Origin of the sequence: Streptomyces lunalinharesii, assembly GCF_039532155.1 — a bacterium.
In the GTDB taxonomy this organism is placed as follows: Bacteria; Actinomycetota; Actinomycetes; order Streptomycetales; family Streptomycetaceae; genus Streptomyces; species Streptomyces lunalinharesii.
The window spans coordinates 65,418-88,837 of the sequence record NZ_BAAARK010000029.1 but is presented as its reverse complement, the minus strand read 5'-3'; the positions used below and the strand labels follow the sequence as shown (position 1 = coordinate 88,837).

Annotated in this window: 9 protein-coding genes; 5 read left to right on the top strand and 4 right to left on the bottom strand. The window is 74.1% G+C overall.

The window, feature by feature from the left end; all coding sequences use genetic code 11:
* Together ABD385_RS31490 and ABD385_RS31485 are read right to left on the bottom strand one after the other, a co-directional pair.
* Positions 1–11,743 (bottom strand): type I polyketide synthase (locus tag ABD385_RS31490; RefSeq protein ID WP_344582432.1); only part of this gene is annotated, 11,743 nt, incomplete at its 3' end.
* 178 nt (positions 11,744–11,921) lie between these two features.
* A complete protein-coding gene (locus ABD385_RS31485; protein ID WP_344582431.1) occupies positions 11,922–12,956 on the bottom strand; it encodes a GDP-mannose 4,6-dehydratase in 1,035 nt (344 codons plus the stop codon).
* A 301-nt stretch (positions 12,957–13,257) separates the two neighbouring features.
* Here ABD385_RS31485 and ABD385_RS31480 point away from each other — a divergent pair, with 301 nt between their 5' ends.
* The 4 genes from ABD385_RS31480 (at position 13,258) to ABD385_RS31465 (ending at position 18,215) form a co-directional block, all read left to right on the top strand.
* The gene (locus ABD385_RS31480; protein WP_344582429.1) at positions 13,258–15,012 is read left to right on the top strand and encodes an ABC transporter ATP-binding protein; all 1,755 of its coding nucleotides are present in this window, start codon (positions 13,258–13,260) and stop codon (positions 15,010–15,012) included.
* Positions 14,990–16,810, top strand: coding sequence for an ABC transporter ATP-binding protein (locus ABD385_RS31475; RefSeq protein WP_344582428.1), 1,821 nt, complete (start codon positions 14,990–14,992; stop codon positions 16,808–16,810). Before ABD385_RS31480 ends, ABD385_RS31475 begins: the two co-directional genes overlap by 23 nt.
* Positions 16,811–16,940: 130 nt before the next feature.
* Positions 16,941–17,207 carry a DUF6207 family protein gene (locus tag ABD385_RS31470; protein ID WP_344582427.1) on the top strand — a complete coding sequence of 89 codons (267 nt, stop codon included), beginning with the start codon at positions 16,941–16,943 and terminating at the stop codon, positions 17,205–17,207.
* Positions 17,208–17,483: 276 nt separating this feature from the next.
* Positions 17,484–18,215, top strand: coding sequence for a hypothetical protein (locus ABD385_RS31465; protein WP_344582426.1), 732 nt, complete (start codon positions 17,484–17,486; stop codon positions 18,213–18,215).
* A 42-nt stretch (positions 18,216–18,257) separates the two neighbouring features.
* On the opposite strand, the gene ABD385_RS31460 is transcribed toward ABD385_RS31465, so the two are convergent.
* Entirely contained in the window at positions 18,258–19,127 is an 870-nt protein-coding gene (locus ABD385_RS31460; RefSeq protein WP_344582425.1) for a dienelactone hydrolase family protein, read from the bottom strand.
* A 186-nt stretch (positions 19,128–19,313) separates the two neighbouring features.
* Positions 19,314–19,889: a signal peptidase II gene (gene lspA / locus ABD385_RS31455; RefSeq protein ID WP_344582424.1), complete on the bottom strand. Its 576-nt coding sequence runs from the start codon at positions 19,887–19,889 to the stop codon at positions 19,314–19,316.
* Positions 19,890–20,188: 299 nt separating this feature from the next.
* Here lspA and ABD385_RS31450 point away from each other — a divergent pair, with 299 nt between their 5' ends.
* Entirely contained in the window at positions 20,189–23,401 is a 3,213-nt protein-coding gene (locus tag ABD385_RS31450) for a lantibiotic dehydratase (protein ID WP_344582423.1), read from the top strand.
* Positions 23,402–23,420 lie beyond the last annotated feature (19 nt).

Below are 23,420 nucleotides of genomic sequence, written 5' to 3'. Positions count from 1 at the left end.
CGACGAACTCCGCCAACGCCACCCCACACTCCGCGATCCGCCCCGCGAACACCGGTGACTCGTCCAGCAGTTGGGACCCCATACCGACCCACTGCGACCCCTGACCGGGAAACACGAACACCGTGCGCCCGTCGACGTCCGCCACGCCGCGGGCGACCACGGGTGCGGGGCCGTCGACCGCGACCGCGGCCAGCGCGGTCAGCGGGTCGGTGCCGGCGGGCGGTACGACGACGGCGCGGTGGGCGAAGCGGGCGCGGGCGCATACCAGGGTGCGGCCGATGTCGAGCGGGCCGGCGGCCGGTTCGGCGGTCTCCACGTACGTGCGCAGGCGCTCGGCCTGGCCGCGCAGTGCGGCGGCGCTGCGGGCGGTGACCACCCACGGGACGACGCGGTCGGCGACCCGGACCGGTGCGTCGGCGGGCCGCTGCGGCTCGGCGGCGGGTGCCGCGGCCGGCGCCTGTTCCAGGAGGGCGTGCGCGTTGGTGCCGCTGATGCCGAACGAGGAGACCGCGGCCCGGCGCGGCCGGCCGGTCACCGGCCACTCCCGCGCCCGGGTCAGCAACCGCACCGTGCCGGCCGACCAGTCCACGTGCGAGGACGCCTCGTCGGCGTGCAGGGTCCGCGGGAGTTGCCCGTGCCGCAGCGCCATCACCATCTTGATGACGCCGGCGATGCCGGCGGCGGACTGGGTGTGGCCGATGTTGGACTTGACCGAGCCGAGCAGCAGCGCGTCCTCGGGGTCCCGGTCGCGGCCGTAGGTGGCGAACAGCGCCTGGGCCTCGATGGGGTCGCCGAGCGGGGTGCCGGTGCCGTGCGCCTCCAGGGCGTCGATGTCGCCGGGGGCGAGACGGGCGTTGGCCAGTGCCTGGCGGATGACGCGCTGTTGGGACGGGCCGTTGGGCGCGGTCAGGCCGTTGGAGGCGCCGTCCTGGTTGATGGCGGAGCCGCGGATGACGGCGAGCACCGGGTGGCCGTTGCGCTGGGCGTCGGAGAGCCGCTCGACGAGGACGATGCCGACGCCCTCGGCGAGGGTCATGCCGTCGGCGGCGTCCGAGAACGCCTTGCAGCGGCCGTCCTGGGCGAGGGCGCGCTGCCGGCTGAACGCGATGAAGGGGTTGGGCGTCGTCATGACCGTGGCGCCGCCGGCGACGGCCATGGTGCTCTCGCCGTTGCGCAGCGACTGGCAGGCCAGGTGCAGCGCCACGAGCGAGGAGGAGCAGGCGGTGTCGACGGTGACGGCCGGGCCTTCGAGGCCGAACACGTACGACAGGCGGCCGGACAGCACGCTGGGGCTGCTGCCGGTGACCATGTGGCCCTCGGCTCCGTCGCCCGCGCCGAGGCCGTACTCCTGGTAGCTGGAGCCGATGAACGTGCCGGTCAGGCTGGCCCGCACGGTGTCCGGTCGGATGCCGGCCCGCTCGAACGCCTCCCAGGTGGTCTCCAGCAGGAGCCGCTGCTGCGGGTCCATGACCAGCGCCTCGCGGGGCGCGATGCCGAAGAAGGCGGGGTCGAAGGCGTCGGCGTCGTGGAGGAAGCCGCCCTGCGTGGAGTAGGTGGTGCCGGGCCGGTCGGGGTCCGGGTCGAAGAGGTGCCCGGTCTGCCAGCCGCGGTTGACGGGGAAGTCGCTGATCGCGTCGGTGCCGGCGGCGACGAGGTCCCACAGCTGTTCCGGGGAGCTGACGCCGCCGGGGAAGCGGCAGGCCATGCCGACGATGGCGATCGGCTCGTCGTCGGCGGCGCCGGTGGCGACCGGGCCGGCGACTTCCAGGACCGCGCCGAGGACCTCCGCGCGCAGGTAGTGCGCGAGTTCCAGCGGCGTCGGGTAGTCGAACACCATGGTGCTGGGCAGCGACAGGCCGCTGAGGGCGCCCAGGCGCTTGCGGAGTTCCACGGCGGTCAGCGAGTCGAAGCCGACGTCGCGGAAGGCGCGGCCCTCGGGGACCGCGTCGGCGGAGTCGTGCCCGAGGACGGTGGCGGCCTCGGCGCGGACGAGGTCGGTGAGCAGGCGCAGTTGTTCGGGCTCGGCGAGGGCGCGGACCCGGGTGGCGAGCGCGGAGGCGTCGGCCGGTTCCGGTCCGGTGCGCCGCTCGTCGGCGAGGGCACGGACCTCGGGCAGCCCCGAGAGCAGGGCGCTCGGCCGGGCGGAGGTGAACAGCGGGGCGTAGCGGTGCCAGTCCACGTCGGCGACGGTGACGGTGACGTCCTGGCGGACCACGGCACGGCGCAGCTCGGTCAGGGCCGGGGCGGGGTCGAGCAGGCCGAGGCCCTGGCGGCGCAGGGTCGCGGAGACCGCGTCGTCGGCGGCCATGCCGGCCTCGGCCCACGGGCCCCAGGCGATGGAGGTGGCGGCCAGCCCGCGGGCGCGACGGTGCAGGGCGAGGGCGTCGAGGTAGGCGTTGGCGGCGCCGTAGGCGCTCTGGTTGCCGCTGCCCCAGACGCCGGCGATGGACCCGAAGAGGACGAAGAAGTCCAGTTCGCGGTCGCCGAGCAGGGCGTCGAGGTGGGCGGCGCCGGCGAGCTTGGCGGCGGTCAGGGCGGCGAAGTCGGCGGTGCTGAGGTCGGCGAGCGGTCCGTAGTGGCCGACGCCGGCGGTGTGCACGACGCCGGTCAGCGGCAGTTCCTCGGGCAGGTCGGCGAGGACCGCGGCGAGCGCGTCGCGGTCGGCGGCGTCGCAGGCGACGACGGAGACCGACGCTCCGATGCCTTCGAGTTCGGCCCGGAGTGCGGCGGCCCCGGGGGCGTCGGGGCCGCGACGGCTGGTGAGGACGAGGTGCCGGGCGCCGGCGCGGGCCAGCCACCGGGCGACCTCGGCGCCCAGACCGCCGGTGCCGCCGGTGATCAGCACGGTGCCGGACGCGGTGAACTCCCCGGCCGCGGGCAGTTCGTCGACGGTGTGGCGGACCAGCCGGCGGCCGGACACGCCGTCGGCCCGCAGCGCCACCTGGTCCTCGCCGTCGGGGACGTCCTTGACGGCGAGGAGGCCGGCGAGCCGCTGCCCGGCCCGCTGGTCGAGCACGTCCGGCAGGTCGACCAGGCCGCCCCACAGCCGGGGGTGCTCCAGGGCTACGCCGCGGCCCAGGCCCCAGGCGGCGGCCTGGACGGGGCGGGTGACCGGATCGTCGGGGCCGGTGGAGACGGCGCCGCGGGTGGCGGTCCACAGTCGGCCGCGGGCGTCGGTGTCGGCGAGTGCCTGGACGAGCGCCACGGTCAGCGCCAGTCCTCGGGTGAGCGGCGGGCAGTCGTCCGCGGGCCGTTCGTCGAGCGGCAGCAGGGACAGCACCTGGATGGTGGCGTCCACGCCGTCGGTCCCGGTCAGGCGTGCGGCGAGATCCTGGCGGTCCGCGCAGGAGCCGTCGAGGACGAGGCGGCGCACCCGGGCGCCGTGGGCGCCGAGGGCGTCGGCCAGTGCGTCCAGGAGGTCGCCGTCGTCGGCCGCGGTGACGTCGGAGGCCACCAGGAGCCAGGTGCCGTCGAGTACCGGGGCGGCGGGCCTGCTCAGCCGCGTCCACTCCACCCGGTAGCGCAGGGTGTCCAGGAGGTGCTTCTCCCGGTTGCCGCGCCGCCAGGACGTGAGGGCGGGCAGCAGGGTGTCCAGCGGCGGGTGGTCCTCGGCGTCCAGTCCGAGGATGGCGGCGAGTTCCCGGGCGTCGCCGCGCTCCACCGCGGCCCACAGCTGCTGGTCGGCGGGGTCGGTGGCGGTGGCGGCCGGGGCGGGCAACTGCGGCCAGTAGTGCTCGTGTTGGAAGGCGTAGGTCGGCAGGTCGGTGCGGCGGGCGCCGGTCCCGGCCAGGTACCCGGCCCAGTCCACGTCCACGCCCCGCACCTGGAGGCGGGCCACGGCGGTGGCCGCGGACGCCTCCTCGGAGCGTCCGGCGCGCAGCACCGGTACCAGTTCCACGTCGGGGTCGTCGCCAAGGGTGTCCTGGGCCATCGCGGTGAGCAGGCCGTCGGGGCCCAGCTCCAGGAAGGTGGTGGCGCCGGCCTCCCGCAGCGTCCGCACGCAGTCGGCGAACCGCACGGCCTCGCGGACGTGCCGCACCCAGTACTCCGCGGTGCACGCCTCCGCGTCGTCGACGCGCGCACCGGTGAGGTCGGAGACCAGGGGGATGCGCGGCGCCCGGTAGGTCAGCCCCTCGGCGACGGTCCGGAAAGCCGCCGTCATCGCGTCCATCTGCGGCGAGTGGAAGGCGTGGCTCACCCGCAGCCGCTTGGTCTTCCGTCCGCGCGCGGCGAAGGCGGCGGCGATCTCCTCGGCGGCGGCCTCGTCGCCGGAGACGACCACGGACTCCGGCCCGTTGACGGCGGCGAGGCTCACCGCGTCGGTGAGGTGCCCGGCGATCTCGTCCTCGGTGGCCTGGACCGCGTACATGGCGCCGCCGGCCGGCAGTGCCTGCATCAGCGTGGCCCGTGCGACCACCAGCCGGCAGGCGTCCGCGAGGTCCAACACCCCGGCGACGTGCGCCGCGGCGATCCCACCGATCGAATGGCCCGCCACCAGGTCGGCGCGGACGCCCCAGCTCTCCACCCACCGGTACAGCGCCACCTCGACGGCGAACAGCGCGGGTTGGGTCCACCCGGTCTCGTCCAACAGGGCGGCCTCTTCGCTGCCGTCCGCGGCGAACACCACCTCCCGCAGCGGCCGGTCCAGCAGCGGGTCGAGCGCGGCACACACCTCGTCGAACGCCGCGGCGAACCGGGGCTGTCGCGCGTGGAGTTCACGCCCCATCGCGGCCCGCTGGCTGCCCTGGCCGGTGAACAGCACGGCGATCCGGCCCGGTCCGGTGGCTTCGCCCTCGACGACGGCGGGGTCCGGTCGGCCGGCGGCGAGCGCGCCCAGCGCGCCGCGCAGCTGGTCGCGGTCTTGGGCCACGACGGCGGCCCGTCGGGCGAAGCGGGTCCTGGTGGTGGCCAGGGAGAGCGCGACGTCCACGAGCGCGACGTCCGGCCCGTTCTGGAGGTGCTGGAGCAGTCGGGCTGCCTGGGCGCGCAGGGCGTCCCGGGTGCGCCCGGTCAGGAGCAGCGGCACGGCACCGGGCGAACGCTGCGGTGCAACGGTTGCGTTCGTCGCCCGGGGTGCCGGCGCCTGTTCGACGATGACGTGCACGTTGGTGCCGCTGATGCCGAACGACGAGACGCCGGCCCGCCGGGCCCGCCCCGTCTCCGGCCAGGTGGTCTGCTCGGTCAGCAGCTCCACCGCGCCCTCGGACCAGTCCACGTGCGACGACGGCTCATCCACGTGCAACGTCCGCGGCACCACACCGTGCCGCATCGCCAACACCATCTTGATGACACCCGCAACACCGGCCGCGGCCTGCGTGTGACCGATGTTCGACTTCACCGAACCCAACAGCAAAGGCTGCTCGACATCCCGATCACGGCCATACGTGGCAAGGAGCGCCTGCGCCTCGATCGGGTCACCGAGCGTCGTGCCGGTGCCGTGCGCCTCAACCACGTCCACGTCACCAGCAGTGAGTCCACCGCTGGCCAACGCCTGCCGGATCACCCGCTGTTGAGACGGACCGTTCGGGGCAGTCAGACCGTTGGACGCGCCGTCCTGGTTGACCGCGGAGCCGCGCACCACCGCCAGGACTTCGTGACCGTTGCGGACCGCATCCGACTGACGCTCCAGCACCAACATGCCCACGCCCTCGGACCAGCCGACGCCATCCGCCGCGTCCGCGAACGCCTTGCACCGCCCATCGGCTGACAGGCCCCGCTGCCGCGCAAAGTCCACGAACACCGCCGGCGTCGACATCACCGTCACACCACCGGCCAACGCCAACCCACACTCACCACTACGCAACGCCTGCATCGCCCAATGCAACGCCACCAACGACGACGAACACGCCGTATCCACCGTCACCGCCGGGCCCTCCAAACCCAACGTGTACGCCACCCGACCCGACGCCAAACTCGGCGAACTCCCACTCCCCTGAAAACCCTCGAACTCCGGACTCGCCAACATCGCGCTGTAATCGCTGTACATCACACCCGCGAACACACCCGTCGCACTACCCCGCAAACTCAACGGGTCAATACCCGCCCGCTCAACCGCCTCCCACGACGACTCCAACAACAACCGCTGCTGCGAATCCGTCGCCAACGCCTCACGCGGACTCATCCCGAAGAAACCAGGATCAAACTCCCCCGCCTCATGCAGGAAACCACCGGAACGCGTGTAGGACGTACCGGGGTGATCCGGGTCCGGGTGGTAGAGGGACTCGACGTCCCAACCACGATTGGTCGGGAAGCCGGAGACGGCGTCGGTGCCGTCGGTGAGGAGCTGCCACAGGTCCTCGGGCGAGCCGATGCCGCCCGGGTAGCGGCAGGCCATGCCGACGATGACGATCGGGTCGTCCGCGACGGCCGCGGTGCGTCGCGCCGGGGACGTCATCTCGACCTGTGTGCCCAGGAGTTCGTCGCGGAGGTGGCCGGCGAGGTGGCGGACGGTCGGGTAGTCGAAGACCAGGGTTGCGGGCAGTCGCAGACCGGTGGCGGCGTTGAGGCGGTTGCGGAGTTCGACCGCGGTCAGGGAGTCGAATCCCAGGTCGCGGAAGGCGCGGCCGGCGTCCACGTCGCCGCCGGTGGCGTGGCCGAGGACCCGTGCGACCTGGCCGCGGACGAGGTCCAGGACCAGTTCCTGGCGGCCCTCCTCGTCGAGGCGGCCCAGGCGCTGCGCGAGGTCGTTCGCGGTGGCGGATCCCGCGCCGGCGGCACGGCGGGCCCGAACGCGGATCAACGACCGCAGCAGCGGCGGGACTTCACCCTGCGCCCGTAGCACGGGGAGATCCAGGCGGACCGGGACGCACGTCGCCTCTGCACCGGCCACGGCCGCGTCGAAGAGGGCCAGGCCCTGCGCCACCGAAAGCGGCGGAACACCGGAACGGCTCAAACGATCGACATCGGCATCCGACAACGAGCCCGTCATGCCACCGGACCGCTCCCACGGCCCCCACGCCAACGACACCCCCGGCAGACCCAACCCCTGACGCCGCACCATCAACGCGTCCAAGAACGCATTCGCTGCCGCATAGTTGCCCTGCCCCGGACTGCCGAACGTACCCGCCACCGACGAGAACACCACGAACGCGGCCAAGTCCACGTCACGCGTCGCCTCGTGCAAGTGCCAGGCCGCATCCACCTTCGGCCGCAACACCGCCGACAACCGCTCCGGCGTCAACCCCGCAACCAAACCGTCATCCAACACCCCGGCCGCATGCACCACCGCCGACACCCGATGCCCGGCCACCAACGCCCGCACCGCAGCCCGATCGGTCACGTCACACGCCCGGACCACCACCTCGGCACCGAGCGCCGACAGCTCAGCCACCAACTCGCCCGCACCCGGCGCCCGTTCACCACTGCGACTGACCAACAGCAGCTCCCGCACACCATGCTCAGCCACCAGATGACGGGCCAACACCGCACCCAAACCACCCGTACCACCAGTGATCAACACCGCACCCGCACCCGCACCACCAGCGAAAACCGCTCCCCCGCCCGTCGCCGACCCGCCCTCCGGCAACGGCCGACGGACCAAGCGGGCGGCCCGCAGGGTGTCCCCGTGCACGGCGAGTTGCGGTTCGTCGCTGTCCAGGGCCGTAGTCGGGAAGGTGGCGGGGTCGGCGTTCGGATCGAGGTCGAGCAGGGCGAAGCAACCCGGGTTCTCGGACTGGGCCGAACGCACCAGGCCCCAGACCGCGGCGCCGGCCACGTCGTGCCCGGTCGTCGCGCCCCGGGTCACGAAGACCAGGCGGGCGGCAGCCAGGCGCTCGGGGCGGGTGAGCCAGGTCTGCACGGCGGCGAGGGCTTCGGTGGCGCAGCGGTGCGCGGCCCCGGCCGGGTCGGTTTCGGCGTTCTCGGTGTCCGGGGCGGCGGAGCCGGCGAGGGACACCAGGACGGTGGTCGGGGCCGGGCCGTCGGCCGCGGCGAGCGCGGCGAGGTCGAGGTGGCTGGTGGTGTCGGTGAGACCCGGGTGGGTCAGCAGACCGAAGGGGTCGCGGCCGACGAGGGCCACAGCGTCGGGCGTGGTGGCGGGCGGGCGGACGGGGGTCCAGTCGAGGCGGAAGAGGGCGTCCCGGGCGAGCGCGGCGGCGGTGTCGAGCTGCTGGTCGGCGACGCCGCGCAGGACGAGCGAGTCGACGTGGAGCACGGGCGCCCCGGTGTCGTCGGCGACCGCGAGGGCGAGGGCGTCGTCGGCGGTCGGGGTCAGGCGGACGCGCAGGGTGGTGGCGCCGCTCGCGTGCAGGGCGACGCCCTCCCAGGAGAACGGCAGGCCGCCGCGCCCGCGTTCGCCGAGGCCGGTGAGGGCGATGGCGTGCAGGGCGGCGTCGAGCAGCGCCGGGTGCAGGCCGAACGCCTCGGCGTCGGGCCGGGCGGTCTCCGGCAGGACGACCTCGGCGTAGACCGCCCCGTCCCGGCGCCAGGCGGCGCGCAGGCCCTGGAAGGCCGGGCCGTAGGTGAATCCGGCGTCGGCGAGCCGGTCGTAGTGGCCGTCGAGGGTCAGCGGTTCGGCGCCGGCCGGGGGCCACTGGGTCGTGTCGAGGGCGGGCTGCGCCTCCGTGGTGGGGACGGTGTCGGCGGTGGTGAGGACGCCGGTGGCGTGGGCGGTCCACGGGGTGTCGTCGCCGGTGTCGGGGCGTGCGTAGACGTTGACGGTGCGTCGGCCGGTGGCGTCGGGGGTGCCGATCCACAACTGGACCTGGACGCCGCCGTGTTCGGGCAGGAGCAGCGGTGCGGCGAGGGTGAGTTCCTCGACGCGGTCGCAGCCGACCTCGTCGCCGGCGCGGACGGCGAGTTCGAGGAAGGCGGTGCCGGGCAGCAGGGTGGTGCCGCGGACGGTGTGGTCGGCGAGCCAGGGGTGGGTCTGCCGGGAGAGGCGGCCGGTGAGGAGCACGCCTCCGGCGTCGGCGAGGGAGACGGCGGCGGACAGCAGGGGGTGGTGGGCGGCGCCGAGGCCGACCGAGCGCAGGTCGGCGGCGCCGCTCTGGAGGGCCTTGGGCCAGTAGCGGCGGCGCTGGAAGGCGTAGGTGGGCAGGTGGGTGCGGCGGGCGCCGGTGCCGGCGAAGTAGCCGGTCCAGTCGAGGGCGGTGCCGTGCACGTGCAGGTCGGCGAGGGCGGCGGTGAGGGCGTGTTCCTCGGGGCGGCCGGCGCGCAGGGCGGGCACGGTGACGGCGTCGGAGGCGGCGGCGTCCAGGCAGTCCCGGGCCATCGCGGTCAGTACGCCGTCGGGGCCGAGTTCGAGGAAGGCGGTGGTGCCGTGCCGGGCGAGCCAGTCGATGCCGTCGGCGAAGCGGACGGCGTGCCGGACGTGGTCGACCCAGTAGTCGACGGAGGTGAGTTGGGCGACGGTGGCGGGCTTGCCGGTCACGTTCGACACGACCGGCAGCAGCGGCGGGTGGAGGGTGAGGCCCTCGACGACGGCCCGGAACGCCTGGAGCATCGGTGCCATGAGCGGCGAGTGGAAGGCGTGCGAGACGCGCAGCCGCCGGGTCCGGTGGCCGTCGGCGGCGAGCCGTTCGGCGAGGTCGGTGACGGTGCGGTCGTCGCCGGAGAGCACGACGGCGGAGGGGCCGTTGACGGCGGCGACGGACACCTGGTCCTCGTGGCCGGCGAGCAGCGGGACGACGACGGCTTCCGGTGCCTGGACGGCGATCATCGTGCCGCCGTCGGGCAGGGCCTGCATCAGGCGGCCGCGGGCGGCGACGAGGGCCGCGGCGTCGGCCAGGGTGAGGACGCCGGCGAGGTGGGCGGCGGTGATCTCGCCGACGGAGTGGCCGGCGAGGTGGTCGGGGCGGACGCCGAAGGACTCGACGAGCCGGTAGAGCGCGACCTCGACGGCGAACAGGGCGGGCTGGGCGTACGCGGTGCGGTCGAGCAGTGCCGCGTCGGTGCCCCACAGCACGTCGCGCAGGGGGCGGTCGAGGTGCGGGGCGAAGGCGTCCAGGGCCTCGTCGAGGGCGGTGGCGAACGCCGGGAAGCGGGCCGCGAGTTCCCGTCCCGTGCCGAGGCGTTGGGCGCCCTGGCCGGTGAGGAGGACGGCGAGCCGGGTCTCGGCGCGGGCGGTGCCGGTGACCGGGGCGGTGGTCGGGTCGTCGCCGTCGGCGAGCGCGGCGAGGCCGTCGGTGAGCGCCGTGCGGTCGGCGGCGAGCAGCACGGCGCGGTGCTCGAAGCCGGTCCGGGTGGTGGCGAGGGAGTGGGAGACGTCGAGCAGGTCGGCGTGCGGGTCGCCGTCGAGGGCGGTGCGCAGGGCCGCGGCCTGGCCGCGCAGCGCGTCGGGGGTGCGTCCTGAGAGCAGGACCGGGACGGTGCCGGGCGGCACGGAGGCGGGGGCCTGCGTGGTGTCGGTGCCGGCCGGGGAGGTGGCCGCCTCGGGCTCCTCGGGCTGCGCCTCGGGGGCCTGCTCGATGATGGTGTGGGCGTTGGTGCCGCTGATGCCGAAGGAGGAGACGGCGGCGCGGCGCGGGGCGCCGGTGGTGGGCCAGTCGGTGGGGTCGGTGAGCAGGCGCACCGCGCCCTGCGACCAGTCGACGTGCCGGGTGGGCTCGTCGGCGTGCAGGGTGCGGGGCAGCACGCCGTGCCGCATCGCCAGCACCATCTTGATGACGCCGGCGACGCCGGCGGCAGCCTGGGTGTGGCTGAGGTTGGACTTGACCGAGCCGAGGAGCAGCGGCCGGTCCGCCGGGCGGTTCTGGCCGTAGGTGGCGAGCAGTGCCTGGGCCTCGACGGGGTCGCCGAGGGTGGTGCCGGTGCCGTGCGCCTCGACGACGTCGACGTCCCCGGCGGCCAGTCGGGCGTTGACCAGGGCCTGTTGGATGACCTGCTGCTGGGAGGGGCCGTTGGGGGCGGTCAGGCCGTTGGAGGCGCCGTCCTGGTTGACGGCGGTGCCGCGGACGACGGCGAGGACGTCGTGGCCGTTGCGGACGGCGTCGGAGAGGCGTTCCAGGACGAGGATGCCGACGCCCTCGGCCCAGCCGGTGCCGTCGGCGGTGTCGCCGAAGGAGCGGCAGCGGCCGTCCGCGGACAGTCCGCCCTGGCGGCCCATCTCGATGAAGGTGCCGGGGCCGGACATGATGGTGACGCCGCCGGCCAGGGCGAGGGTGCACTCGCCGGCCCGCAGTGCCTGGGTGGCCAGGTGGACGGCGACGAGCGAGGAGGAGCAGGCGGTGTCGACGGTGACGGCGGGGCCGACCGTGCCGAAGGTGTAGGAGATGCGGCCGGACAGCACGCTGCCGGTGTTGCCGGTGAGTTGGAAGCCCTCGGCGCCGTCGGCGGGGCCGACCCGGTAGTCCTGCGCCATGGCGCCGATGAAGACGCCGGTGCGGCTGCCCTTCACGGACGTCGGGTCGATGCCGGCGCGTTCGAACGCCTCCCAGGCGGATTCCAGGACGACGCGCTGCTGCGGGTCCATGGCGACCGCCTCGCGCGGCGAGATGCCGAAGAACTCCGCGTCGAAGTCGGGGGCGTCGTGCAGGAATCCGCCGGCGGCGGTCGGTGCGGCGGCGAGTGCCTCCAGGTCCCAGCCGCGGTCGGTGGGGAACGGGCTGACGCCGTGTTCGCCGGCCGCGACCAGTCGCCAGAGGTCTTCGGGGCTGCGGACGCCTCCGGGGTAGCGACAGGTCATGCCGATGATGGCCACCGGTTCCTGGGCCGCCGACTCCAGCTCGCTGATCCGCCGCCGGGTGCGTCGAAGGTCGGCCGTCGCAAGCTTGAGGTAGTCCCGGAGTTTTTGTTCGTTGTCCATCTCAACTCAACCCATCTCGACAGCCGACGGCCGCACGTGAATGGCGTCCGACTTCTCCACGCCATTCGGACGGGAGGTCGGATCGCCACCTGGATTCGCCACTCACCGGGGGAATCCATGTGGCGAGTGTCGTCGGAATTCCCGCGGGAATCCCCTAGTGTTCGAAAACCTGGCCCAATTACCAGTTGGCGGTGAGCAGGAGGTCGGCGTATTGGTTTTCGCGGGAAACCTGCGCCAGGTCGGATTCGACCATCATGCGCATGAGAGCGGGGAAATCGACGTCCGGTTTCCAGCCGAGGCGGTCGCGGGCCTTGGCGCTGTCGGCGCACAGCACCTCGACCTCGGCGGGCCGCACCAGGTCGGCGTCGATGACGACGTGGTCCTGCCAGTTCAGGTCGACGTGTTCGAAGGCGAGCCGGACCGCGTCGCGCACCGAGTGCATCTGGCCGGTGCCGATGACGTAGTCGTCGCCGGCGTCCTGCTGGAGCATCAGGTGCATGGCGCGGACGTAGTCTCCGGCGTAGCCCCAGTCGCGGACCGCGTCGAGGTTGCCCAGGGACAGCTTGTCCTGGAGGCCGTGCTTGATCCGGGCGACCGCGAGGGAGATCTTGCGGGTGACGAACTCCTGTCCGCGGCGCGGGGACTCGTGGTTGAACAGCATGCCGGAGACCGCGTACATACCGAAGGACTCGCGGTAGTTGCGGGTGATGTAGTGGCCGTACGCCTTGGCCGCGCCGTACGGGCTGCGCGGGTGGAAGAGCGTGGTCTCGCGCTGCGGGGTCTCCGCCGCCTTGCCGAACATCTCCGAGGAGGACGCCTGGTAGAAGCGGATCTGACCGCGCGGGTTGGTGGTGCGGGAGGTGGACAGGCCGCTGACCATGCGGATGGCCTCCAGCATCCGCAGCACGCCCGTGCCGTTGACCTCGGTGACGAGTTCGGCCTGTTGCCAGGACATCGGGACGAACGAGATCGCGCCGAGGTTGTAGACCTCGTCGGGCTGCACGACGTCGACCGCGGAGACCAGGCTGCCCTGGTCCATCAGGTCGCCGTCGATGAAGTTCAGCTCGGTGGCGAGCCGGCTGACGCGGGACTTGCGGGGGTTCGCCTGGCCACGGATCAGACCCCACACCTGGTAGCCCTGCGACAGCAGGTGCTCCGCGAGATAGGAGCCGTCCTGGCCGGTGATTCCGGTGATCAGCGCTCGTTTGGACATGGCTAACCTTTCTCGATCACGAAAGAGACCGTCCAAACCCTGGAGCTCGGCCACGACCTGGCGTCGAATACGCAGTCCGGACGTTAGATACCGGCACGCTCGCAAGCCGCGGAAGACGCTGTCAACGCATCCTCGGGTTTTTAGGGAATTCCCGAGTGCCGGACCGTCAAGAGTGTGCCAGCGTCGCCAACACTAGTGAGATTCCGGTGCGGAATGCGGTGCAATGACGTGGGTCGGCGGAGGTGCCGACCGTGTCCCTCACCGAGCGGCTCGGCGCCGCCGTCAACCGGGGTGTTCCGCCGTGCTGTTGAGACTCCTGCGGGCGCAGTTGCGCCCCTACGCGGGGGCCACCACCGCCCTCGTCGCCCTCCAACTCGTACAGATCCTCGGCACGTTGCTGCTGCCGACGCTGGGTGCCGCACTCATCGACCAGGGCGTGGTGCGGGCCGACCGCGGTCGGGTGACCGAGCTGGGGGCGGTGATGGTGGCGGTGGCCGTGGTGCAGATCGCGGCGGCGCTCGGGGCCGCGGCACTGGCGGCCCGGACCTCGACGGCGATGGGCCGCGACCTGCGGTCCGCGGTGTTCCGCCGCATCCTGGACTTCTCCGCCCGCGAGGTCGGGCGGTTCGGCACGCCGTCCCTGCTCACCCGCGCCGTGAACGACGTACAACAGGTGCAGAACCTCGCCCAGTCCGGTTTCGGCATCGTCGTCTGCGCCCCGCTGATGTGTCTGGGCAGCGTGCTGCTGGCCCTGCGTCAGGACGTACCGCTGGCCCTGCTGTTGGTGGTGCTGGTGCTGGTGGTGGCGGTCTGCTTCGGTCTGCTGCTGGCCCGCATGGGCAGCCTCTACGCGCGGATGCAGGTGACCCTGGACCGGCTGGGGCGGCTGTTGCGCGAGGCGATCACCGGGGTGCGGGTGATGCGGTCCTTCGTCCGCGACGACCACGAACTGGGCCGCTTCGCGCAGACCAACGACGCGTTCCTGGCCCTGTCCCAGCGGGTGGGCCGGCTCATCGCGACGATGTTGCCGGTGGTGCTGCTGATCATGAACGGGTTCACCGTCGCCCTGCTGTGGGCCGGCGCCCGGCGGATCGACGCCGGCAGCATGCCGATCGGTGCGCTCAGCGCGTTCCTCAGCTACCTGTCGCTGATCCTGATGTCGGTGGTGATGCTCGCCTTCGTGTTCCTGTCGGTGCCCAGGGCCCGGGTCTGCGCCGGCCGGATCGCGGAGGTCCTGGACACCGCGTCGAGCGTGGCCCCGCCCGCCGCACCGCAGCCGGTGCGGGGCCCCGCCGGCCGGATCGTCCTGCACGGCGCCGGGTTCCGCTACCCGGGCGCCGAGGAGGCCGTCCTGCGGGACGTCGACCTGACCGTCGAACCGGGCGAACGGGTCGTGCTGCTCGGCAGCACCGGCAGCGGCAAGACGACCCTGCTGAACCTCGTGCTGCGCCTGTCCGACGCGACCGAGGGCACCGTGCGGATCGGCGGCACCGACGTCCGCGAGCTGTCCCCGGGCGTGCTCGCCGCCGCCGTGGGCTTCGTCCCGCAGCGGCCGTACCTGTTCTCCGGCACGATCGCCGACAACCTGCGCTTCGGGCGGCCGGACGCCACCGACGCCGAGCTGTGGGAGGTGCTGCGGGTGGCCCAGGCGGCCGATTTCGTGGCGCGGATGCCGGACGGCCTCGACGCCGCGATCACCCAGGGCGGCGGCAACGTCTCCGGCGGCCAGCGCCAACGGCTGTCCCTCGCCCGGGCGCTGCTGCGCCGCCCGGACGTCTACCTCTTCGACGACTGCTTCTCGGCGCTCGACCAGGCGACCGAGGCCGCGCTGCGGGCGGCGCTGGTCCCGTACACCGCGGGCGCGACGGTGCTCACCGTCGCGCAGCGGGTCTCGGCCACCCACGAGGCGGACCGCATCGTCGTCCTCGACCGCGGGCGGATCGTCGCCCAGGGCAGCCACGACGTGCTGCTGCGCACCAGCCCGACGTACCGCGAGATCGTGCTCTCGCAGCTCACCGAGGAGGAAGCCGCCCATGGCCACGCCGGACGTCCCTGAGGAGGAGCCCGCGGCGCCCCGGCCGGTCCGTCGGCTCGTCGGCCTGTTGCGGCCGCAACGCCGCGCCGTGGTCCTCGCCCTGGTGACGGGCGTCGGCGGGATCGTGCTCAACGCGTTCGGGCCGCTGCTGTTGGGACGGATCACCGACCTGATCGCCGACGGTGTGCTCGGGGGCGGCCCGGGCCCGGCGCCCGGCGTCGACACCAGTGCGGTCGGCCGGCTGCTGCTGGGGCTGCTGGGGCTCTACCTGGTGGCGTCGCTGTTCCTGTTGGCCCAGGGCCGGCTGGTGGCGTCCGCGGTGTGGTGCACCATCCACGACCTGCGCCGCCACGCGCGGGAGAAGCTGACCCGGTTGCCGCTGCGCCACTTCGACCGGGAGCCGGCCGGCGAGCTGCTCAGCCGCACCACCAACGACATCGACAACCTCCAGCAAATACTCCAGCAGACCCTCGCCGAGCTGATCACCGCGGTCTTCTCGCTGCTGACGATGCTGGTGCTGATGCTGGTGATCTCACCGGTGCTGGCCGCGGTGATGCTGCTCAGCGTGCCGGTCTCGGCGCTGCTCGCGGCCCTGATCAGCAAGCGCGCCCACCCCCACTACGCCGCGCAGTGGTCCGCCAACGGGGCACTCAACGCCCACGTCGAGGAGGTGTGCTCCGGACACGCGCTGATCAAGGGGTTCGACCGGCGGGCGGCGGCCGAGCAGCGCTTCGACGCCCGCAACGACGCGGTGTACCGGGCCGCCGCAAAGGCGCAGTTCGCCTCCGGCGCCATGGAACCGGTCATGATGTTCGTCGCGAACCTGGGCTACGTGCTGGTGGCCGTCGTCGGCGCCTGGAAGGTGGTCAGCGGCTCCCTGACGCTCGGTGACGTCCAGGCGTTCGTCCTCTACGCGCGCCAGTTCAGCCAGCCGGTCGTGGAGATCGCCTCGGTGGCCGGCCGGCTCCAGTCCGGCATCGCCTCCGCCCAGCGCGTCTTCACCCTGCTCGACGCCCCGCAGCAGACCGCCGACCCCCACCGGCCCGACGCCCCGGCCCGCGCCGAGGGCCGGGTCGAGTTCGCCGACGTGTCGTTCCGCTACTCCCCCGACACGCCCCTCATCGAGAACCTCTCGCTCACCGTGGAACCGGGCAGCACCGTGGCGATCGTCGGCCCCACCGGCGCCGGCAAGACCACCCTCGGCAACCTCCTGATGCGGTTCTACGAGCCGGACTCGGGCCGCATCCTCCTGGACGGCACCGACACCGCCACGATGACCCGGGACGACCTGCGCTCCCGTTTCGGACTGGTCCTCCAGGACACCTGGCTGTTCGGCGGCACCATCGCGGAGAACATCGCGTACGGCGCCCCCGGGGCCTGTCGCGCGGACGTCGTCGCCGCGGCCGAGGCGACCTGCGCCGACCGCTTCGTGCGCACCCTGCCCCAGGGGTACGACACCGTCCTGGACGACGAGTCCTCGACCGTCAGCGCCGGCGAGAAACAACTGCTCACCGTGGCCCGGGCGTTCCTCGCCCGGCCGGCCGTCCTGGTCCTGGACGAGGCCACCAGCTCGGTGGACACCCGCACCGAGGTCCTGATCCAGCGCGCCATGAACTCCCTGCGGGCCGGCCGGACCAGCTTCGTGATCGCGCACCGCCTGTCCACGATCCGCGACGCGGACCTCATCGTCGTGATGGACGGCGGCCGCATCGTCGAACGGGGCACCCATGACGAACTCCTGCGGGCCCGGGGCCTCTACGCCCGGCTGCACGCCGCCCGGACCCACCGGACGACCGCTACCAACGTGGCCACCAGTTGACCCGCGCGCCCCTCGGGTCTTCCCCGCCAGCCTGCGCCCCACGGTCAACTCGCACCCCCTGTTGACCACGTTCGGATGAACCGCGCCGGCTTCTCCTTACGGCGCCGGGCGAAATGGGTCATACAGAACTGTGCATATCCACGAGGAACATGTCAGCGAGCCCGGGATGGTCGTCATCGACGTCACCGCCGCCGACGAAGCCACCGCCACCCTTGCCGCGGCCGAGTTGGGGCGCCTGTGGCGTTCCAGCGGCCCCTCCGCACCCTGGCACACGCCGGGCCGGCCCGGCGTCTCCGTCCGCGCCTACCTGGACCTGCGGCAACGTCCCGCGGCGGGGACCGAGGAGGTGCATCCGCTGCCCGGCTCGCGACGGAAGTACCGGACGCACGGCAAGTAGCCGGTCCCACCCGCGCGGTGAGGGCGAGCAGGACCGCCACCACCCCGCCCGCGAGGGCGACCACGCCTCCCGCTGCACACACCACGCACCGCAGTGGTCCCCCGGACCCGCGGTGGGCCCGCCCCATGCGCTCCGCCCCACGCGCTCCGCGCCGGCGCCCCTCGCCTCGGATCGTCACCGGCACGCGGCGGCGTCCGGGTCACCCCGTTTCCGGGCCTCCGACCATTTCCCGGAAGTGCGCCGTGGCGGCCCCGCCCCACGGGCACGATGAGGCCCATGACGACTGAGGACTTCGGCGCCCCCGGACACCCCGCCGACACCGATCGGCCCCACTCCCCAGCGCAGCCGGACCGGCCAGCCGCTCCGCGCGCCCTGTGGACCCGGCCCTGGGCCCCTGGACTCGCCGGCCTGGTGGTCGGCGCGGCGGCAGTGGGCGCCACCTGGCTGACCCTCGCGGACGGCGACGACGCCGGGGGCAGCGGAGTGGGACGGACCTCCACCAGCACGGTGACACTCCCCGCCGCGGTGGGCGCGTTCGTGGAATTCCAAGGAGCGGCGCACCGCTCCGGCAATCGCGGCGCGGACCAGACCGCACGGCGGATCGCCACGTCCGATGCGCAGAGCACCTCGTTGCTGTCCCGTGCGTACGGCGGTGCCGGGGCAGCCGTACGCACCTACGCGCAACCGGCCGACCTGTCCGTCACCTTCATGGTCGGCGTGGTGCGCGGTGGGAGTCCCGCGCCGTTCGTCCCCTACCAGGACGCGGCGGCCCTCGGACTGGTCAGACCGATGCGTGAGGTCCGCACGGTGGGTGGCGTCGCCTGCGTGCTCGTGAACCAGCCGACGCCGGCGGGCCAGACGCCCCGCCCGGACTCGGTGACCGTCGACCACTGCCAGCGCACCAAGGAAGGCCTGACCGTCACCGTCGGCAACATCAGCGGGGACCTCCACAACAGCCCCGACCAGGTGGCGGCCCTGGTGGAGGACGTCTGGTCGGACGTGACCTGACGCCCGCCCCGCGCCCGTGGGTGACGGCCGTCGCCAGACTGCCTAACGCTCCTCGGAGGGCGGGGCCGTCGCCTCCGGGGACGGGGCACCGGGCGCGGTGAGGAGGCGGCTGCGGAAGAGGTCCAGCACCTGGTCCAGGGCCGCGCGGGTCGGCTGGCCGGGTTCGTCGACGAGGTGCTCGGTCAGCACGGAGTGCGGCGCCTTCACGGCGTTCGGGTTCGCCGCCGAGTCGGGGAGTTCGACCGCGACGAAGGCGTCGCCCAGTTCGCGACGCAGGAAGGCGAACCGGTCGTCCGGCACCAGGCGGTCGCTGCGGAACCGCAACCCCAGCACCTTCAGGCCCTCGCGCTCGCAACGGCCCCGCACCGTGGCCAGGTCCGCGGCGGAGATGTCGATGCCGACGGCCCGGCTCCTGGTGAGTGGCAACGGCATCGACGGCTGGGACAGTACGGGCGCCAGCAGCCGGTCGTCGACCGCCATCGCCAGGGCGAAACCGCCGGTCAGGCACATGCCGACGGCCCCCACGCCGGGCCCTCCGCAGCGCTCGTGCTCGTCCGCGGCCAGGGCCCGCAGCCACGTCACCACGGGAGAGGAGCGTCCGGTGGCCAACACCGTGAACTCGCGGCTCACGCACACCTTCCGCAGCGACGCGGCGAGGTACTGGCCGGCCTTCCGCCGCCCGACGTTGGCCGAATCACCGTCTCGACCGGGAGTGCCGAAGAGCACCGGGAGCACCGCGGTGCAGCCGATGGCGGCCACCCGTTCGGCGAAGGCGAGGACCTTCGGCGTGATGCCGGGAATCTCCGCGATCACGATGACGGCGGGGCCGGTGCCGCGCCGGAGGATGCGGCGCGTGACGCCGTCGTGGGTGAAGGTCTCCCGGTCGAAGCCGGTCAGGTCATGATCTGCCATGGGATACCACCGTGGTGACGGATGACGGATGACGGCTGGGAACTGGATGGTTGGTGCCCGCGGGCCGAGGCGCCGCGCTCCGGCCCGTCCGGTGTGCTGCGCGCTCCGGTGTGCTGTGCTGCGCGGGATATTACCCACGGGTCAACCGGCACGACCACCGGGCCGGTGCGCCGGGGCCGCACCGCCTCACGGCCGCGCGGTCCCGTCGGACGCCTCACCCGTCGGGCCGCCGGCGCCGCCCAACTCCCAGCCGCGGAAGGAGCAGTACACGATCAGGACGCCCCCGCCGACGATCGCCCAGTCGGCGAGGTTCATCACGCTGAAGTCGCGGACGGCGAGGAAGTCGACGACCGCGCCCCGCAGGCCGCCGGGAGCACGGAAGACCCGGTCCGTGAGGTTGCCGAGCGCGCCGCCCAGCAGGAGTCCCAGCGCGATGGCCCACGGGACGCTGTGGAGTCTGCGCGCCAGGCGCACGATCGCCACCGCGACGGCCGCCGCGATCAGTGTGAACACCAGGGTCATCGCCCCGCCCAGGCCGAAGGCGGCACCGGAGTTGCGCACCACGCGGAGTTCCAGCCATGTGCCGAGCACCGGAACCGGCGCGTGGTACTCCAACTGCTCCACGACGAGGAGCTTGCTGCCCAGATCGACCGCGTAGACGCAGAGGGCGACGGCCAGCAGCAGCGGGGTACGCCGCCGCCCCGTGCGCACCGCCCCCTCGTCCGCCCCGGGCGCGCCCGCGGCCCCGTTCCCGTGCGTCAACTTGCCTCACCCCGTTGCTCGTTGTTCCCGCTCCGCCCCTCGGGCGCGGTCCACCTTACGTGCGCTCGCGACCGGACACGTCCCCACCTGCGCGCCACGGTGCGCCGCGCCCCGCCAGGCACCCGACGGCCGCGCGCCGACCGTGAGCGCCGCGGGCCGGCCCCGGGTACCGTCGTCCGCGCGGACCACGAGAATCCTCGTTCGTATACAAGGAAACGGTGCGTCACATAGGGTCCGCGGACGGCCCCGGGCACGGGATGCCGGCGTCCGGGGGACCAGGGAGCGAGGGGAAACCGCACGTGTCCGGTGAGTGCCTGTTCCACGGTGTCGGCTTCGCTCTGGTGCGGGCCCCGGTCCTGCCGGCGGGCCACGCGGGGGACGCCGGGACGCACCCCGGCCCCGGCCCCGACGAGGCCGCCGACCTGGCCGGTTCCTTACGCGCCCTGGCGGCCGATCCGCTGGTCCGGGAGGCGGTGTCGGTGGCCGGTCCGGCGCTGGCCGAGGTCGTGCGGCGCGTCCTCGACGGTGCGTCGGACGTCGGACCGGTCAAGCTCCGGCGCGCGGTGCAGGCGTTGGCCGCCGCCCGACTGCGGATGAGCACCCGTCCCACGGCGTGCGGGCTGATGGCGGGGGTCGCCCCGGTGCGGTGCGCCACCGACGGGACGGCGGCGGAGGTGCACTGGGGCGGCGCCCACCGCCGCGCGGTCCGGCCGGACCGGGAGTGGCTGGCCACCGTCGTCGCTGACTGGGAACGGCGGCCGGGCGTGCTGCGCCGGCTGCGCGTGGTGGTCAACGCCCTGTGCACCGAGCGTGGTGGCCGGTTGGTCCTGCCGTACGCCCCGCAGTCGGCGCCGGCGGACGGCCCCGAGGGCACCACCGCGGACGACGCGGGCGAGCGGCGCGCGGTCCGGGAGGTGAGCGTGCGCAACACGGTGCTGGTGCAGGCCGTGCGGGAACTCGCCCACCGCCCCCTGCGGGGCGTCGAGTTGGTTCGTGCGTTACGGGTGCGCTTCCCCGGCGCCACCGAGGAGACGGTGTACGCGACGCTCGGCGAGCTGGTCGCCAAGGACATCCTGCTGACCGAGGCCCGCCCGCCGTTGGAGGCCGTCGACCCGTTGCGGCACGTGCTGCGGGCCTGCGCGGACGTGCCCGACGAACACCTGCCGGAACTCGCCGAACTGCGCGCGATCGAGGCGGAGTTGTCGTCCTACGCGGCCTCGGAGGTCGGGGGTGGGAGCGCCGCGTTGGAGCGGGTCAGCGGGCGGATGCGGAGGTTGCAGGACCGGCCGTCCCCGCTCCGCGTGGATCTCGTCCTGGACGTCGAGGTGCGGCTGCCGGGCGCGGTGGCCGAGGAGGCCGCGCGGGCGGCGGAGTTGTCGTGGCGGTTGGGCCCGCGCCGGTCCGAGCCCCGGCGGCTGCGCGCGTACCGCGAGGCGTTCGTGGAACGCTACGGGACCGAGCGCGTCGTTCCCGTGCTGGAGGCGCTCGACCCGGACGTGGGACTGGGCGCGCCGGCCGGCTACCGGCGGCCCGGCGCACCCCGGCCGGAGCGGGCGGCCGAGGCCGATACGGAGCGGGACCGGACCCTGGCCGAGTTGGCCCAACAGGCCCTGCTGGACGGCGGTTCCGAGGTCGTGTTGACGGACGACCACCCCGCGGTGCGCCGACTGGCCCACGACGGCGGGCGGCCACCGGCGTCCCTGGCCCTGCACGCCCGGCTGCTCGCCGCGTCCGCCGAGGCGCTGTCCGACGGGCAGTTCGGCCTGGTGCTGACCGGCGGTGCCGGGCCGGCGGGGGCCGTGTTCGGCCGGTTCGGCCACCTCCTCGACGACCGCTCGGGCGCCGAGTTGGCCGCGCTGGTGCGGGACGGGTCGCCGGACGGGCCGTTGCGCGCCCAAGTGACGTTCCGGCCCGGGCGTGCCCGGCACGGCAATGCGGCGCAGGTCCCGCAGTGGCTGGACCGCCTGCTGCCGGTGGGGTGCTTCGCCGATCCGGACGACCCCGGCGTGCTGGACCCGCGCCGCCTCGCCGTCCGCGCCGAACCGGACCGACTGCGCCTGGTGGACTCCGCGACCGGGCGCCCCGTCGACCCGGCCGTCTTCCACCTCCGCACCCCGCAGTGGGACCTGCCCGACGTGGCGCGCTTCGCCGCCGAGCTCGCCGAGGGCGGGACGCGGCCCTGGCGTGCCTGGGACTGGGGCGGGGCCGACGTGCTGCCGTACCTGCCGCGGGTGCGGTACGGACGGACCGTGCTCGCGCCGGCGCGGTGGCGTCCCGCCCCCGAACTCCTGGACGCCAGACTGCCGTTCGCGCAGTGGTGGGATGCCTGGCAGCAGTGGCGGGAGCGGTGGCGGGCACCCGGCCGGCTGTGGGTGGGACGCCGGGACCGGGGCGTCCAGGTCGATCTGTCGCTGCCCGGGCATCCGGCGCTGCTGCGGCACGAGTTGTTGCGGTCCGGCGAGGTCGAGCTGCACGAGGTGCCGGCCGATGCCGCCGGCCACCCGGACGGTTGGCTGCGCGGCCCGGACGGCGCCCACCACGCCGAGGTCGTCCTCCCCCTGCGCCTGGCCCGGGCCGTGGACCGGCCGGCCCCGTCGGCGCCCGCGGCCCGGCGCCACGTTCCGCCGCGCGCCGCGGCCGGCGTGCACCTGCCGGGCGGGGAATGGCTCTCCACCGCGTGGTACGCCCCGGTCGAGCGGCACGAGGAGTTGCTCGCCGTGCATCTGCCGGGGCTGCTGGAGCAACTGCCGGCGGAGGTGGACCGGTGGTTCTTCGAACGCCGCCGCGATGCGTACGGGGCGCACCTCGGGCTCCGGTTCCACGCGCCGCCCGAGGTGTTGGCGGGACGGCTGCTGCCGCGGCTGCACGACGCCACCGGTCGGCTGCGCGCCGGCGGCCTGCTCGGCCGGGTGGTCTGTGACTCCTACGACCCGGAGCTGGAGCGGTACGGCGGGCCGGAGGCCATCGCGGCCGCCGAGCGGGTCTTCCACGCCGACAGCGTGACCGTGGTGGAGCACCTGCGCCGCGGGTTCGCCCGGCAGGACGGTGCCGAGCCGCTGCTGCTGGCCGCCGCGGGCCTCGCCGACCTCGCGCGCGCCTTCCACGACGACGGCGCGGCGGGTTCCGTACCGGACGGCGGGCACCGCGGCGGTGCGGACTGGTTGTTGCGGTCCGTGCCGCGGGACGACGAGGCGCACCGCGCCTTCCGGGAGCGTCGGCGGCAGGTGTTGTCCCTGGTCGATCCCTACCGCAGCGCGCCTGGACCGGCCGCCGCCGGTGACGTGTTGCGCACCGCGTGGCTCCGCCGCGGACAACAGGCATCGCGTTACGGCCGGTTGCTCCGCGGACTGGGACCGCGCTCCTGGAGCCACCCGGACCAGGTGCTGCGGGAGCTCCTGCACGCGCACCACAACCGGTTGGTCGGCCTCGACCCGGAGTCCGAGCGCAAGGCGCACGCGGTGGCCCGCAGTGCGGCCGCCGCGCACTCCGACCGCCGGCGGCAGGGCCGGTGACCGGTCCCGCGGCGCCCGC

Bases quoted from the DNA above. Each gene is read 5' to 3' on its own strand.
- ABD385_RS31485 (WP_344582431.1), bottom strand. From the start codon at position 12,956: ATGTCCAAACGAGCGCTGATCACCGGAATCACCGGCCAGGACGGCTCC.
- ABD385_RS31475 (WP_344582428.1), top strand. From the start codon at position 14,990: ATGGCCACGCCGGACGTCCCTGAGGAGGAGCCCGCGGCGCCCCGGCCG.
- ABD385_RS31465 (WP_344582426.1), top strand. From the start codon at position 17,484: ATGACGACTGAGGACTTCGGCGCCCCCGGACACCCCGCCGACACCGAT.
- ABD385_RS31460 (WP_344582425.1), bottom strand. From the start codon at position 19,127: ATGGCAGATCATGACCTGACCGGCTTCGACCGGGAGACCTTCACCCAC.